Genomic DNA, 15,022 nt, shown 5'->3' on the forward strand with positions numbered 1-15,022 from the left:
AAATACTTCAAGTTGGTTTAGGGGCAGCGCTTCGTTCCAAAAGTATGTATAGTCGTCCTTCATGTGGGTAGTCGGTTTGTGGAGGCTCAGGCGTGGGGCACACGGTCTGCAGCCAGCCCACCACCAGTCGATCCGGTTGGGTTAGGAGACGCACATGTCATTTGTGACAACGCAGCCTGAGGCTTTGGCGCAATCCGCTGGCAGTTTGCTCGGCATCGGTTCAGCAGTGAACGCCCGCAGCGCCGCCGTGGCCGGGCCCACGACAGGAATCGCTCCCGCGGCGGGCGACGAGGTGTCGGCGTTGACGGCAATGCAGTTCGCCGCACACGGCGAGATGTACCAGGCGGTCAGCGCGCAGGCCGCAGCCGTCCACCAGATGTTCGTCGACGCCTTGCAGACAAGCGCGAGCTCCTACGCCGCCACCGAGGCCGCCAACGCGGCCGCGGCCGTATAACCCGGATCTGACCCATGGTTTTGGATTTCGGCGCGCTACCACCGGAGGTCAACTCCGCGCGAATGTATATCGGTGCCGGGGCGGGTCCGCTGTTGGACGCCGCCGAGGCGTGGGATCAACTGTCCGACGACTTGACCACCGCCGCCGCGGCCTACCGTTCAGTGGTCTCAGGATTGACCACCGGACGCTGGCTGGGCCCCTCGTCGCTGGCGATGGCATCCGCTTTCGGGCCCTACGTGGCGTGGACCTTCGGGGCCGCCGCGCGCGCCCAGGAGACGGCCAGCCAGGCCAGGGACGCCGCGGAAATCTACGAAGCCGCCTTCACCATGACCGTGCCACCCACAGCGGTCGCCGCCAACCGGGTGCAACTGGCGACGCTGGTCGCAACCAACCTGCTGGGGCAGAACACGGCGGCGATCGCGGCCAACGAAGCCGAATACGGCGAGATGTGGGCGCAGGACGCCGCGGCCATGTACCAATACGCGGCGAATTCGGCGGAGGCAGCGCTGCTGACCGTGTTCGCCGCCGCGCCCGAGGTCACCGACCCCGCCGGACTGCTGGGGCAGTCCAACGCGGTGTCCAACGCCACCTCCGCCTCCGCAACTGACCCATTCTCGCTGGCGGGCTTGCTGTCCTCGGTGCCCTCGTTGCTGCAGGGCCTGGCCGCACCCGTCTCGGGCTCCGGCGCCGCCTCGATCCTGACGCCCTGGGGAACGCTGTTGAACGCAACCGGTTCGTCGGACCTGCTGTCGAGCCTCACGTCCGGAAACGTCGACGACCTGCTTTCACTGCTCCCTACCGTTATGGCGGTTTCCACGACCCCGTTGTTTGGGCTGTCGAGCGTGCTCAGCATCGCTCAGACGTTGCAAGGCCTGGCTACGGCCACGGTCGCGGGCGCCGCCGATGTGGCGGGAAACGCTGCGGCGGCGGCCGCCGATGTCGGGGCCGACGCGCTCGGGGGTGTCGGGGGTGTCGCGGGAACCATGGGCGAAGCGGCCACATTGGGTTCGCTGTCGGTGCCACAGGCCTGGGCCAGCGTCATCCCCTCGGCGCACCTGACCTCGGCCGGCGCGGCATTGACCAACGGGGGCGTGGGCGACGTGTCGCGCATGCCGCCGAGCCTGCTCGGCGGGCTGCCGCGGGGCGCTGGGTCAGCCGGGCCGGCGGCCGCACCCCGATACGGGGTCGTTCCGACGGTGATGGCCCAACCCCCGTCAGCGGGATACGGGGCGGTCATATGACCCGGGAGCCGACGCTGACGGCCTGCTGACGGTCCCGCCGAGGGCCGAACCCCAGCCAGCCGACCGAATAAACAAATTAAAGACCAGATACCCAAATTTCCGCTTCAGATCATTCAGAAAGTATGTAAAATGGGTCTTGTGAATGCGCCTAGTATGAGCGGTTTTGTAGGTCCCGGTGCGGCCCCTCGCCTGATGGGCGCCCTGTCATGAAAGTCGTCCTCTTCTGCGGCGGCTATGGCATGCGCATGCGGAGCGCCGACGGTGACCAGGTCCCCAAGCCGCTGCAGATGGTCGGGCCCCGGCCACTGCTCTGGCATGTGATGCGCTATTACGCGCACTACGGCCACAACGAGTTCATTCTGTGCCTGGGTTACGGCCAGGGCATGATCAAGGACTTCTTCGTCAACTACCGCGAGGTGGAGTCCAACGACTTCGTCATGCGCGGCGGCAGGGTCGAGCTGCTCGACTCCGACATGTCCGACTGGACCATAACCTTCGTCGACACCGGCCTGGAGTCGCCGATCGGCGAGCGGCTGCGCCGGGTCCGCAAGTATCTGGGTGACGACGAGTACTTCCTGGCCAACTACGCCGACGTGCTGACCGACGCCCCGTTGGACACCATGATCGACCGTCTGGTCAGCAGCGGGGCGACGGCGTCCATGCTGACTGTGCCGCCGCAGTCGTCGTTCCACTGCGTCGACGTCAGCACCGACGGCGACATCAAAGAGATCGCCCCGTTGACCAACTTCCCGATCTGGGTCAACGGCGGCTACTTCGTGCTCAGGCAGGAAATCATCGACCTGATCCCGGAGAACGGCGACCTGGTCGGCGATGCGTGCATGACGCTGGCCGGGACGGGACAGCTGCTGGGCTACCGACACGACGGGTTCTGGAAGCCGGCCGACACATTCAAGGAGCGCGCCGAGCTCGACGCCGACTACAACCGCGGGATTCGCCCGTGGGCGGTGTGGGAGGCATCCCAGTCGGCGGGCCGGTCGGCATGATCCCCCTGACAACTGGCGGCATCAGCTCTGTTGCCGTCGTGGGAGCGCACTGCGACGACATCGTCATCGGTGCCGGCGCGACGCTGATGCTGATTGCCCGCCATAACCCGGACGTCGTCGTGCACGCGCTGGTGTTGAGTGGTGGCGGCACGGAGCGTGAGACGGAGGAAAAGAACGCCTTTGCGGCGTTGCTCCCCCACGCCGATCTCCGGTTGACGGTCGCCGACCTGCCCGACGGCCGTCTTCCGGAGCATTGGGGATCGGTGAAACAGCGCCTCGCCGACTTTCGGAGGGACTGCCAGCCCGATTTGGTGCTGGGACCGCAGCGCGAGGACTACCACCAGGATCACCGGTTGATCGCCGAACTCATCCCGACCGAGTTCCGCGCCCACCTGGTGCTGGGCTACGAAATCCTCAAGTGGGAGGCCGACTTGCCGAATCCCACTCTGTTCGTGCCGATTCCGGCCGATCTGGCCCAGCGGAAGACCAGGTTGCTGGCGCAGTGCTATCCGTCCCAGTCGGATCGCGACTGGTTTGACGACGAGGCATTCCTCGGCCTGATGCGAGTCCGCGGAGTGCAGTGCCATTCGCGCTATGCCGAAGCCTTTGTCGTGGAGAAGGCGGCGTTCGACCCGTCGCCGGTGAGCACAGGCCAGACCCACCGCGGAGGAGCCAAATGAAGTACACGCCCACCGAAGTCGCGGGGGTCACGATCATCGACATCGAGCCCCACCGCGACCATCGCGGCTTCTTCTCCCGCTTGTTTTGCGCCGACGAGTTCGCCGAGCACGGCCTGATCCCCGAGGTCTCCCAGACGAGTATCTGCTTCAACCACACCCGCGGGACAGTGCGTGGTCTGCACCGCCAGGTGCCCCCGCACGCCGAGGCCAAGCTGGTGCGCTGCATCCGGGGCGCCATCGCCGACGTCGCCGTCGACGTCCGCCCGGAGTCACCGACCTACGGCAAGCACGTGATGGTGGAGTTGACTGCCGACAACCGTCGCGCACTGTTCCTGCCCCCCTACGTCGCGCACGGCTTTCAAACCCTGACCGACGACACCGAGATCATGTATCAGATCAGTGGTCCCTATGTCCCGGACGGCGAGCAGAACTTCCGTTGGAACGAGCCGCAATTCGCTATCGAGTGGCCGCTGCCGGTCACGGTCATGTCCGAAAAGGATGCCAGCTGGCCCCTGTTGGGGTCGGGGTTGGCGCCCACCGGGGGCTCACCATCATGAGCCAACTGTGCGTGAAGCATTCCGGGTAGGTCAGTCATGGCGCCGAACACCCTGCCCTCGACCGCTGTGCGGATGGTCGTCAGCGGGAACATCGTCGAGCGGTGCGAGACCCGCCAGGTGCTCTCGATCATCAACTCGCGCCTGCAGTCGCAGTCGTCGCGCCGCTTGGTGGTGGGGTCGGTGAACCTCGATCACCTGCACCATTTCCGCAGGATCGGTGACGCGCCCGACGGCCGGTTGGAATGGTTGCTGCTGGCCGACGGCATGCCGATCGCCTGGCGTGGTCAGCTGTTGACGGCGAAGCCCTGGCCCCGCGTCACCGGCGCCGACCTGCTGCCCGCGGTGTTGGCACTGGCCGAAGCGAACGGCCATCGGATCGGCTTTTTCGGCGGCAGCGCACAAACCCATCAGCTGCTGGCCGAGCATCTGCGACAGCGCTATCCCGCGCTCGCGATCTCGGGGATGTGGGCACCGCAGCCAGACTGCATCGAATCCCTGGCAAATAGCCATGTTTCGGACATCCGCGCCGCAAAAACCGACATCTTGGTCGTCAGCCTCGGCAAGCCGCGTCAGGAGCAGTGGGTCGACCAGTACGGGCACGCTACGGGCGCGCGGATTTTCCTGCCGTCCGGGGGCGCCATCGACTTTTTGGCCGGCACCACCCGACGCGCCCCGGAGTGGATGCAACGGGCCGGGCTGGAGTGGCTATATCGGCTGACCCACGAACCGCGCCGGCTGGCCCGCCGCTACCTCCTGCAGGGCCCGCGCGCGCTGCTGCGCGCCGCGCGTGCCCAGATCATCTGCTATCCCGGCGTGTTCTACACCGATGCGCCCACATACGACCAGGTCGAAAGCTTCGGAGCGGCAACCGAAGTCGCGTCCGCGTGGCCGAGCGGGTTGCCAGCGTGACTCGGACTCTGCAGACAGCGAGCGGCCCCTCGGTCTTGACCGCGATTCCGGCGCCGGAATCCAGCGGCAACCCCGTTGCGCGCTGGCAGCAACAATACTCAAGCCGCCTGCGCGTCACCGACTCGGTGATCGTGTGCTCGGCGGTGGGCCTCGCGCAGATCGTTCGCTTCGGCGACACACCCAACCAGTCGGGATACCCGGGTCCGGTGATAACGCTGCTCTCGGGTCTGTTTGCGGCACTGTGGCTTTCGTCCATTGCCGTCTTCCACACCCGATCGACCCGCGTCATCGGCGCCGGAATCGACGAGTACCGGCGGATCGCCAGCGCATCCTTCTGGACGTTCGGAATTATCGCGATGGTCACCCTGCTGGCCAAGATCGAGCTGGCCCGCGGCTACCTGGCGGTCGCGCTGCCCGTAGGCACGCTCGGATTGGTGACCAGCCGCAACCTGTGGCGCAAGTACGTCTGGCGCAGACGCGCTAAGGGTGAATGCCAGACCATGGTATTGGCGATCGGCGACCGCGCCGGTGTCACGCACCTGGCGCATGAGCTGATCCGCAACCCGAAAGACGGCTACGTCGTGGTCGGGGCCTGCATTGCCGGCCACGGGCCGGCCCGCGGCGACACGATCACGGTCGGCGGCCGCGAAATCCCGATCCTCGGTGACGAAACCGCCTCGCTGACAGCGCTTTACGGGTCCGGCGCGGACACCGTGGTCGTGACGCGCTCCGAACATTTCGGCGTGCGCAGCATCCGGGAGCTGATGTGGCAGCTGGAGACGACGGGTGCCGACCTGGTGGTGGCGCCCGGGGTGGTGGACGTCGCAGGCGCGCGATTGACCCTGCTGCCCATTGCGGGGCTGCCGCTGCTGCACGTCGACAAGCCACAATACGAAGGCAGCCAACGCTTTCAGAAGCGCGCCTTCGACTTCTGCTTCGCGCTGGCAGCGCTCATCGCGACGTCGCCGCTTCTGCTCGCGAGCGCACTGTGCATCAAGTTGACGAGCAAGGGGCCGATCTTCTACCGGTCCGAGCGCATCGGACTGGATGGCAAGCCCTTCACGATGCTGAAGTTCCGGACCATGGTCGAGGACGCCGACAAGCAACTCGAACGCCTGCTGCCGTTCAACCAGGGTGCCGGCGGCATGCTCTTCAAGATCCATGACGACCCGCGCGTCACGACCATCGGCAAATTCCTACGTCGGTACAGCATCGACGAATTACCGCAATTCATCAACGTTTTGAAGCAGGACATGAGCGTAGTCGGGCCGCGACCGCCGCTGCGGCGAGAGGTCGAGAACTACAACGGCGAGGTCAAGCGACGGCTGTTGGTGAAACCGGGCGTCACGGGACTGTGGCAGGTGAGCGGCCGCTCGGACCTGTCCTGGGAAGACTCCGTTCGCCTCGATCTGTCCTACGTCGACAACTGGTCGATGCCAGGCGATCTCGTGATCATCGCCCGGACGCTGCGGGCCGTGTTGGCCAGTGACGGGGCGTACTGATGAGCGGTGACACCGTGACCGAACCGACGGAGGCGTTGACGCCGACGTCGGTGCCCCGATCCCGCATCGCGCACGCGTTCTCCGTCCAGCTGATCTGCCGGGTACTGGGGATGCTGGCCTCGGTGGTCTCGGTAGCGATGACGGCCCGGTACCTGGGTCCCGGCCGCTACGGCGAGCTCACCATCGCCGTCGCGTTCATCGGGATGTGGACCAGCCTGGCCAATCTCGGTGTGGGAACCGTGATCGTGCGCCGCGTCAGCTCGGGAACCGGCGATCTGGAGCGGTTGGTTCGCATCAACAGCGGCCTGTCCCTGGTTTATTGCGTCCCGTTGGCGTCAGTCGCAGCGGTTTCCGGGTTGCTCATCTATAGCGACGCCGACGTGCGGGTGATGTTGGTGGTGTTGTCGGGTCAGCTGCTCATGCTGACGATGACGACGCGCTTCGAGCCGGTTTTTATGTCCACCGTTCGGTTCGCGGCGGTCGCCGTCTCCGACGTCGTCAGCCGGGTGGCCACCCTGGGCGCGGTGTGCTGGCTGGTAACGACGCACGCGGACGTCATCTGGTTCGCTGTCGCGCAACTGATTCCACCAGCTTTGCAGCTCCTGATCCAGGGCACGGCGGCGGCACGCCACATCTCCCTGCGCCCGGTGTTCGCGCCACGCGAGGCCGCCGAGCTGCTGCGGGAAAGCCTGGCGCTGATGGGCGTGATGGTGGTGGGGATCCTGTACTGGCGCGCCGACGGCGTCATCTTGTCGCTGGTCAGCACCCATGCCGAGGTCGGCGTATACGGGTTGGCCTACACCGTCGCATTCAACACCGAGGCGCTCTCGGTTTTCTTCCTCAAGTCCACGCTGTCGACGGCCACCGGGCTGTTCTCCCGCGACGTGCCGGCTTTCGCCGCCTTCCAGCGGCACAGCGTCGAGATGATGTACTTTCTTGCCGCCCCGGTCGCCGTCGTCGGGGCGGTGCTGGCCGGCCCCTTGATCGGGCTGTTGGGCGACCAGGCGTTCGTCGGTCGAGGGGCACCGACCCTGGGACTGCTGTTCATCGCGGCCGCGCTGCGCTTCGTCACCTCCACCGTCGGCCAAGGGCTGTTCGCCTGCCATCAACAGCGGTACTTCTTCCGCGCGTTCGTGGTGACGCTCGTCGTCAACGTCGCGATGAACTTCGTTCTGGACTACCGGTTCGGTGCCGTGGGCGCCGGCGTCACGCTGGTATGCACCGAGCTGATGGGGCTGGTGCTGGCCAGCCGGCGGCTCCGCCGCGAATGCGGCTACCGCACGCCAGTGGGCTTCCTGCTCAGGTTAGCGGTGCCCACCGGCGCCAGTGTGGCTGTGGCGCTGCTACTTTCGGGCCATCACGTCGTTCTCGTCCTGGTCGCGGCCGCCGCCGCGTATTTCGCCGTAAATCTCGTGGCCGGCCCGGTCAACCGGACGGCGTTGATTGCACTCTTCCGGAAACAGGTGAGCGCATGACGACCGAGATGGAGCGGACGTACTTCAAACGCCCCGTTACCCACACAGTCAACACGCCTGAACGCCCGCTCGCGGCGCTGATAGTCACCTACAAGAGCCACGACCTGGTCGAGATGTGTCTGGCCAGCCTCGCCCAACAGCTTCCCGACCTACCGGTATACATCTACGAGAACAGCGGCGACGGTTACCCCGGTCGCGAAGAGCTGGCTGCCCGTCACCCGGATGTGCACTGGGTGCTGGGCCCGGTGAATCTTGGCTTCGGGGCGGCCTTTAACGCGTTGGTGCAACACACGCCGGGCGACACCGACCTGCTGCTGCTGAACGCCGACGCGCGGCTGCAGGGGCCGCTGACACGCACCCGAGAGTTGCTTCGCCAGCCCGGGGTGGCGGCCGTGTCGCCGCTCGTGCTCGATTCGGGGGCGCCGGGCCCGGCGCGGTGGGACATCGCGACCCGCCGCCGGACGCTGTCCCGGGCGCTGATCGCCGCCGCCGGTTACTCAGATCGGCTGCGCGGCACGCCGATCTCGCACCTCTATGCGCGCCAGCCCGCCGAATCGCACAGCATCGAGGGCTACGTGGGTGGCGCCTGCCTGGCAATCAACCGCGCAGCCTGGGACGAGATCGGTGGTTTCGACGAGGAATTCTTCCTCTACGGTGAAGAGACCGACTGGCAGTCCCGCGCCAGTGCTGCGGGCTGGCGCATCCTGTTGGCCGACGAACTCGACATCCACCACGGCAACCCGGCCGCCACCAAGAACGTGCGTGACTCCGTCGCAGCCCACGGCGCGGAGGTCACCAGCCCCGAGCGCCGACGCAACCGTGACCTGTTGCGCGCCAACATCGCGCTGCTGCTGGAACGTCAACACGGCGTTCACCACGCGGACGCCTATCTCGCCGGCACCACGCTTCTGGACCGGGTGCAACGCACCAGGAGCGACGTGCGCAAACGCACCATCGCCGCCCGCCGCTGTGACAAACCGTCCATCGTGATCACCACCAACCGCCTGGTCTACGGCGGGGCCGAACGCCAGAAGGCTTTGTTGGCAGCGGAATTGGACCGGCGCGGCTATCCGGTGACGATCGCGTGCATGCAACGGTTCGGACCGTTGATCAAGGAGATACCGCATAGCGTGCGCGTGGTGCGCCAACCCTGGTGGGCCCCCTCGGTGGATCTGCCCGCCGGGCCCGCGGTACTGATCAGCGGCGACACCAACACCGAAACGGGGTTCGCCACCCTGTGGCGCGCCACCGCGCGTGATCGGCGGTGGTTGGTCGCCCCGCACACTCCGCCGGAGACCGACCGGCCGATCTACTCACGCCCGCTGGCCGCCGCGATGAACCGCGCCGACGGATTTATCGTTCTGGCGCAACGCCACTGGGACATGCTCACCCCACACCACCGGCTCAAGGGCCGGCCGTTCGTCGCGCCCAACGGGGTAGTGGTGACGGGTGAACCGGGCGAGCGCATCCGCACGGCCGGCGAGCCCCTGCACCTGGTGATGCTCTCACGCATCGTCGAGCACAAGAACCCCCATCTGCTGATCGAGGCACTCGCCGCCCTGACGGACATGCCGTGGAAACTCTCCATTTTCGGCGACGGGCCCGACCGGGAGAGGCTGCAGGCCCTGACCCCACCGGGGTTGCGTGACCGGGTCCAGTGGCACGGATGGTCCGCCGGACCGGGGCCAGCGCTGGCCGACGCGGATCTGCTCTGCGTGCCGAGCCGCTCCGAGGCGTTCCCGATGGCGATCCTTGAAGCCATGGCCCGCGCCGTACCCGTTGCGGCATCGGCGATCTGCGCGGTGCCGGAAATGCTGGATTTCGGCAAGGCGGGATTCGTCGTCGAACCGGTGTCAGTGTCCGGATGGCGCGAACAGTTGGCCGAAATACTGTCCAGCCCTGAGGATCTGAACGCGGTCGGACAACGGGGCTTGGCGCGGCTGCGCACGCATTACACGGTGGAGGCGATGACGGACGCCTACCTTGACGCGATCGAAGAGGTGCTCTGATGACCATCCCATCATTCTGGAAAAGGCCCTTCCGGAAGGAACAGAGCGCTGCGGACGGCGCCGTCGAGGAAACACGAATGTATGAGACCGTGATCCTGGGCGGCGGGCCGGCCGGTACGGGCTCACTCGTTTGGGCTGCGCGGCACGGCCGGCTCAACGCGTGGCTGGACAGCGGCGTCGCGCTGGTGGAACGCAGCGACGGTCTGGGCGGTTCGCTGGGCCAGTACCCGCTGAACGCCGATTCCCGGGGCACGTCTTTCCTGGAATGTCTGGATGGACCGGATTGCGCGCCATTTCTCGCCGACCTCAAGTCCGATCCCGCGACGCGGGAAATGGAACCCTTTCGCAGCGGGCAACCCACGCTGCAGATGGTGAATCGCTTCGAGCGGGCCGTCGGCGCCGCCGTCCTGGCAGAGTTCGCCCGCCATCCGAACAGCTGCGCCCTGACCGGTACGCGGGCGTTGGCGATTCAGCTGGAACGCGACGGCTCGATCGGCGTCATCACCACCGACCGCGACGGCCAGCGCGCGGTCGTGCGCGCTACCAGCGCCGTCGTGGCCCTCGGCGGGCGGCCCAACATGTCATGGTCCAAGACCGAGCTAGCGCCAGGCCTCTATCTGGGGCAGTGGCGAGACAAGATCGTCTCCAGTCACCGACTGCTCAGCCAGGGCGGCGCGGCGGAGGTCGCGCGGCGGCTCGCGCGGGTAAACCGCAGGCCTCGTGTGGTCATCGTGGGCGGCGCGCACAGCGCTTTTTCGGCGGCATGGATGCTGCTACAACAGCTTCCGGAGTTGAACTTCGGGCCGCAGGGCGTACAAATTCTTCATCGCAGCGAACCCAGGCCCACATATTGGTCGCGGGATGCGGCGCGCGCCGATGGCTACGAATTCTCCGAAGCGGATGTCTGCCAGGCTACCGGCCGGGTTCATCGGTTCGCCGGGTTGCAGGGTGACGGTCGTGAAGTATGGCGACGCGCCCACCGCAAGCCCGGCACCGAACCCGATGACCGCGTTGTCACCCGATCCCTCGGCAGCTTGTGGCGTGCAGACCTGATTCGCCTTCTCAATGACGCGGATCTGGTCGTGCCGGCGCTGGGCTACCGCCTTGCGACCATCCCGGTTTACGACCCGCGAGGTGACCGGGTGCCGCTGGCGCAGACCGGTCCCGCGGTCCGGCAAGACGCGCGATTGCTCGCTGCCGACGGCACGCCGGTCCCGGGTCTGTTCGGGGTCGGGCTGGGCAGCGGTTTCATGCCGTGGGGCGCGATGGCAGGCGAGGTGTCTTTCGCCGGCCAGCAGAACAGCCTTTGGCTGTTCCAGAACGACATTGGCAAGTTGATCTACACCAGTACCCGCCGGCTCGCCCATCAGCAGCAGTCCGAAGTGCCCGAAACGATCACGGCAGCAACCACTTCCGCGGTCGATCAGCACATTGTGTGCGAAGAGCCCAAGATAGCTTGGGCGGTGGGATCGTCCATCTCATGGCCCACGACAAGGGTTCGCGGACGCCACCGTCGCCAGGACACGTGGAACACCAAGCAACACGAGGAGTCGAGAGTTAGATGAATTGCCGCTTGTGCGATTCGGATCGAATGCTCAGTGTCCTGGACCTGGGCGCGACACCGCCGTGCGAAAAGATACTGTCAGCTGAGGAACTCGACCTGCCCGAGCAGACTTATCCGCTGCACCTGCGACTGTGCGAGGACTGCCTGCTGCTGCAGATACCGGCGCTGATCACGCCCGAGGACACCTTCACCGAATACGCCTACTATTCCTCGTATTCCGACAGCTGGGTGCAGCACGCCAAGACCTTCGTCGATGACGCCATCGCACGGTTGCGGCTCGGACCCGAGTCCCTAATGGTCGAAGTCGCCAGCAACGACGGCTATTTGCTGCAACACGCGGTCGCCGCCGGCGTACCGTGCTTGGGGATCGAGCCCTCAGTGAACGTGGGCGCCGCCGCCGCCAAGCGGGGCGTCCCGACGCTGACGTCCTTCCTCGACGAGGACGTGGCGCGCCAGGTGTGCACCGAACACGGACCGGCGAACCTGGTGGTGGCCAACAACGTCTACGCGCACATACCGGACTTGCGGGGTTTCACGAAATCGTTGCGCGAACTGCTCGCCGACGACGGTTGGCTGAGCATCGAGGTGCACCACGCGCTGAACCTGGTGCGACTCGGCCAGTTTGACACCATCTACCACGAGCACTTCCAGTACTACACACTGCTTTCGGCGACGGCGGCGCTGGCGACCGCCGGGCTTGCCATCGTCGACGTCGAACTCCTGCCGACCCACGGCGGGTCCATCCGCGTCTGGGCTCGTCCGGTGCTGGCCGCGCAGCCGCCAACCGAGCGGGTAGCCAAGGTGCTGCGCATCGAAGAGGCGGCCGGACTGCATCGCCCGGCGGGCTACCTGCAATTGCGTCAGCACACCGAGACGGCTCGCCACGATCTCTTGCGGTTTTTGCTGCAATGTCGTGCCGAAGGCAAGCGCGTCGTCGGGTACGGCGCGCCGGGCAAGGGCAACACCCTGCTCAACTACTGCGGGATCCGCACCGATCTGTTGGAGTACACCGTCGACCGCAATCCCTACAAGCACGGCCACTTCACGCCCGGCACGCGGATCCCGATTCACGCTCCGGAACTGATCGTCAAAGACCGTCCCGACGTGGTGCTGGTGTTGCCGTGGAATCTGGAAGCCGAACTGACCGAACAGCTTAGCTACGTCACGGAGTGGGGCGGCCAACTTGTCTACCCCCTCCCGACCCTGCACATGGCGAGCAAGGCGAACCCCCCCAATGCGGTACTCAGGTAGGCGCCGGTGAGCACCTGCCGTGCGTGTGGTGGCGCAGATCTGCACCGCGTGCTCGACCTGGGGAATGTGCCGGCGGCCGACCACTTTCCGCTAGCAACCGAGCCGATCAGCCCGAGGGAAACGGGCCATGCGCTCGCGATGGACCTCTGCGCCTCGTGCGGCCTCGCCCAACTCGCCGACGACGACACGGTCACCGAGGAACCCCGCGGCATCGAGCCGCAGGCCTTGCGGGACCAGGCCGCCGACGCGGTACAACGCGTCGCGGAGGCCGGCTGGCTGCGCGGCAGCACGGTCCGCGAGTTCGGCAGCCCGCACGGCGGAACGTGGTTGCCGCTGCTCGCCGAACGTGGCTTCGTCCAAGCCGATACCGCGGATGTCGTGCTGGACTCTTTTGGCGTCATGCACGAGCCGGATCAGCGGGCAGGCTTCGAGTTTCGCGCGAAGACCACCGCGGCCGATGGGGTGTTCCTGGTGCAGTTCCCCTCGCTCATGGCGATGGTCAGCCAAGGGCAATGGAACGCGCTGCGCCACGGACACTTCGGCTACTACTCGCTGACCGCGTTGACCGGGCTGCTCGATGCGGTCGGGATGAGCGTGGCCACAGCGTGGGAGTTCGATCTGTACGGCGGGACCTTCCTGGTCGCCGCCGTGCACGGTCGGGTGGAGCCGGACGAGCGCGCCCAAGACATATTGCGTCGCGAATGGGAATTCGGCGTCACGGAACCGGCGGTACTGCGACGCCTTCAGCAGTCGGCCGAGGGTCACGCAAAGCGGCTGCGTGATTGGCTTGTGGCGCAAGCGGATACCGGGGACACCGTATACAGCTACGGTGCCGGGTCGCGGGTACCCGCGTTGTTCAGCATCGCGGGCGTGGACAAGAGACTGGTGCTGGCGGTCGCCGACGCGTCGCCCGCCAAGCAAGGTCGCAGGATTCCGGGCACGGATGTGGCGATCATCGCACCAGAACAGCTGATCGCGGCCAATCCCGATTGCGTATTGCTGACGCTGCCGGACCTGTATGCGGAGGTCCGGCAAAAGTTCCCTCAGCTCGACGGGCGCTGGTTCGTTGACCCGGGCCCACCGGGAGCCACGGCAGCACTGTGAATCCGACTCGCGTACTTTGGCTTTCGCCCTGGATGCGGCCGCTGGCCCGGGTTCAGGCCGAGGCACTGCAGCGGCGCGGCACCGAGGTGTTGTTGGTGACCTCCGATCTACACCCCGAGTCGGGCGCCGCGCGCGACTACGAGCTGGTGCTGGACCCAAGGTTCCGCGTGCCCGCGACCTGGCCGGCCACCCTGTCCGCCTGGCGCCGCATCCGCGACTACCGGCCACAGGTCGTGATTGCCGAGCTGGTGCGCGACCCCCGGTGGATCGCGCTGGCCGGGCGCGCCCCACGCATCCAGCTGGTGCACGACGACCGCCCGCACGACGTCATCGAACAGCGGCCGGGCTACGAGGACGCGGTGTTCGACCGCTGGGGCGCCGGCTCCGCGGCCACCGTCACCTACAGCGACTACGTCGCGACCGAGGTGGGTGGCCGCCGCGACGTGGCCGGCACGCCAGTACACGTCATGCCGTTGACCAGCGACCTCGACCCCGCCCTGGTCCCGGCGCCGGTGGACGCCGCGCAGCGCCGCGACTTCGTGTTGGTCGGCCGGCTCAATCCGTACAAGAACCTCGGCGTTGTCCTCGAGGCCTGGCAGCGGCATGTCACCGGCGGCGGCTGGCGCGGCGACGACCTGGTGCTCATCGGCAACGGTGCACTCAGCACCCCCGATCTACCCCCGCATGCCCGGTGGCACTGCGGGAGGTACCGCTACGCCGACGTCGTTTCGACACTGGCCGCGGCCAAGGGCTCGGTAGCCCACTACCGGCGCGCGTCGCAGAGCGGGGTGCAGGTGCTGTCGATGCAGCTCGGCGTGACGCCTATCGTTTCCACGGCCGGGGGCCTGCCCGAATACCAACCGCCGCAATGCCTTCCGGTCGCAGTCGACGACATCGCCGGGCTCGCAGGCACATTCGACACACTGGCCGATCCGGTCACCGCCGCGCAACACGGTTCGGCCGCCGCGCTGCACTACGCACAGCGATTCTCCGTGGACCATGCCGCGGACCGGCTCCTGAGTGTGATCGACCAAGTGCTGGCAACCGGATCACGAGCGCCCGCCCCACTGACCACCTTTCGACGCCGCTGAGCCTCAACGCGGAAAGAGTACGCTGCTTGGCAGAGCGGCCTCGGTCTACAACGGCGTCTTCGCCTGTCAGTGTGACCGCTCGCTGATGAGACTGGCTGTGCTCACTGCGCCAAGTATCCAAAGAATTGCGTCTGATCCCACGTGTAGACCCTTATCAGGTTGACCACCCCATGAGTTGACG

Annotated in this window: 13 protein-coding genes; all 13 read left to right on the top strand. The window is 66.6% G+C overall.

Annotated elements, in window-relative coordinates; translation table 11 throughout:
- Positions 1–154 precede the first annotated feature (154 nt).
- Positions 155–454 (top strand): PE family protein, encoded by a 300-nt coding sequence (locus JO236_RS04180; protein WP_293325154.1) that lies wholly within the window; start codon positions 155–157, stop codon positions 452–454.
- A gap of 14 nt (positions 455–468) precedes the next feature.
- Positions 469–1,695: a PPE family protein gene (locus tag JO236_RS04185; protein WP_293325156.1), complete on the top strand. Its 1,227-nt coding sequence runs from the start codon at positions 469–471 to the stop codon at positions 1,693–1,695.
- Between the two features lie 206 nt (positions 1,696–1,901).
- Positions 1,902–2,699, top strand: a complete 798-nt coding sequence (locus JO236_RS04190) for a glucose-1-phosphate cytidylyltransferase (protein ID WP_293325159.1) — start codon at positions 1,902–1,904, stop codon at positions 2,697–2,699.
- Positions 2,696–3,379, top strand: coding sequence for a PIG-L deacetylase family protein (locus JO236_RS04195; protein WP_293325179.1), 684 nt, complete (start codon positions 2,696–2,698; stop codon positions 3,377–3,379). The genes JO236_RS04190 and JO236_RS04195 overlap by 4 nt, the downstream gene beginning before the upstream one ends.
- A complete protein-coding gene (gene rfbC, locus JO236_RS04200; RefSeq protein ID WP_293325163.1) occupies positions 3,376–3,936 on the top strand; it encodes a dTDP-4-dehydrorhamnose 3,5-epimerase in 561 nt (186 codons plus the stop codon). The genes JO236_RS04195 and rfbC overlap by 4 nt, the downstream gene beginning before the upstream one ends.
- Before the next feature lie 36 nt (positions 3,937–3,972).
- A complete protein-coding gene (locus tag JO236_RS04205; protein ID WP_293325165.1) occupies positions 3,973–4,845 on the top strand; it encodes a WecB/TagA/CpsF family glycosyltransferase in 873 nt (290 codons plus the stop codon).
- Positions 4,846–4,880: 35 nt separating this feature from the next.
- Positions 4,881–6,347, top strand: a complete 1,467-nt coding sequence (locus JO236_RS04210) for a sugar transferase (RefSeq protein ID WP_293325181.1) — start codon at positions 4,881–4,883, stop codon at positions 6,345–6,347.
- A 14-nt stretch (positions 6,348–6,361) separates the two neighbouring features.
- Positions 6,362–7,822 (top strand): oligosaccharide flippase family protein, encoded by a 1,461-nt coding sequence (locus JO236_RS04215; RefSeq protein ID WP_293325184.1) that lies wholly within the window; start codon positions 6,362–6,364, stop codon positions 7,820–7,822.
- The gene (locus tag JO236_RS04220) at positions 7,819–9,831 is read left to right on the top strand and encodes a glycosyltransferase (protein ID WP_293325166.1); all 2,013 of its coding nucleotides are present in this window, start codon (positions 7,819–7,821) and stop codon (positions 9,829–9,831) included. The genes JO236_RS04215 and JO236_RS04220 overlap by 4 nt, the downstream gene beginning before the upstream one ends.
- A complete protein-coding gene (locus JO236_RS04225; protein ID WP_293325169.1) occupies positions 9,831–11,396 on the top strand; it encodes a hypothetical protein in 1,566 nt (521 codons plus the stop codon). The genes JO236_RS04220 and JO236_RS04225 overlap by 1 nt, the downstream gene beginning before the upstream one ends.
- The gene (locus JO236_RS04230; protein ID WP_293325172.1) at positions 11,393–12,646 is read left to right on the top strand and encodes a class I SAM-dependent methyltransferase; all 1,254 of its coding nucleotides are present in this window, start codon (positions 11,393–11,395) and stop codon (positions 12,644–12,646) included. Before JO236_RS04225 ends, JO236_RS04230 begins: the two co-directional genes overlap by 4 nt.
- Before the next feature lie 6 nt (positions 12,647–12,652).
- Positions 12,653–13,750: a class I SAM-dependent methyltransferase gene (locus tag JO236_RS04235; protein WP_293325174.1), complete on the top strand. Its 1,098-nt coding sequence runs from the start codon at positions 12,653–12,655 to the stop codon at positions 13,748–13,750.
- 32 nt (positions 13,751–13,782) lie between these two features.
- Positions 13,783–14,841: a glycosyltransferase family 4 protein gene (locus tag JO236_RS04240; RefSeq protein ID WP_293325176.1), complete on the top strand. Its 1,059-nt coding sequence runs from the start codon at positions 13,783–13,785 to the stop codon at positions 14,839–14,841.
- Positions 14,842–15,022: the final 181 nt, after the last annotated feature.

Source organism: Mycobacterium sp. (assembly GCF_019247635.1).
Classification (GTDB): domain Bacteria; phylum Actinomycetota; class Actinomycetes; order Mycobacteriales; family Mycobacteriaceae; genus Mycobacterium.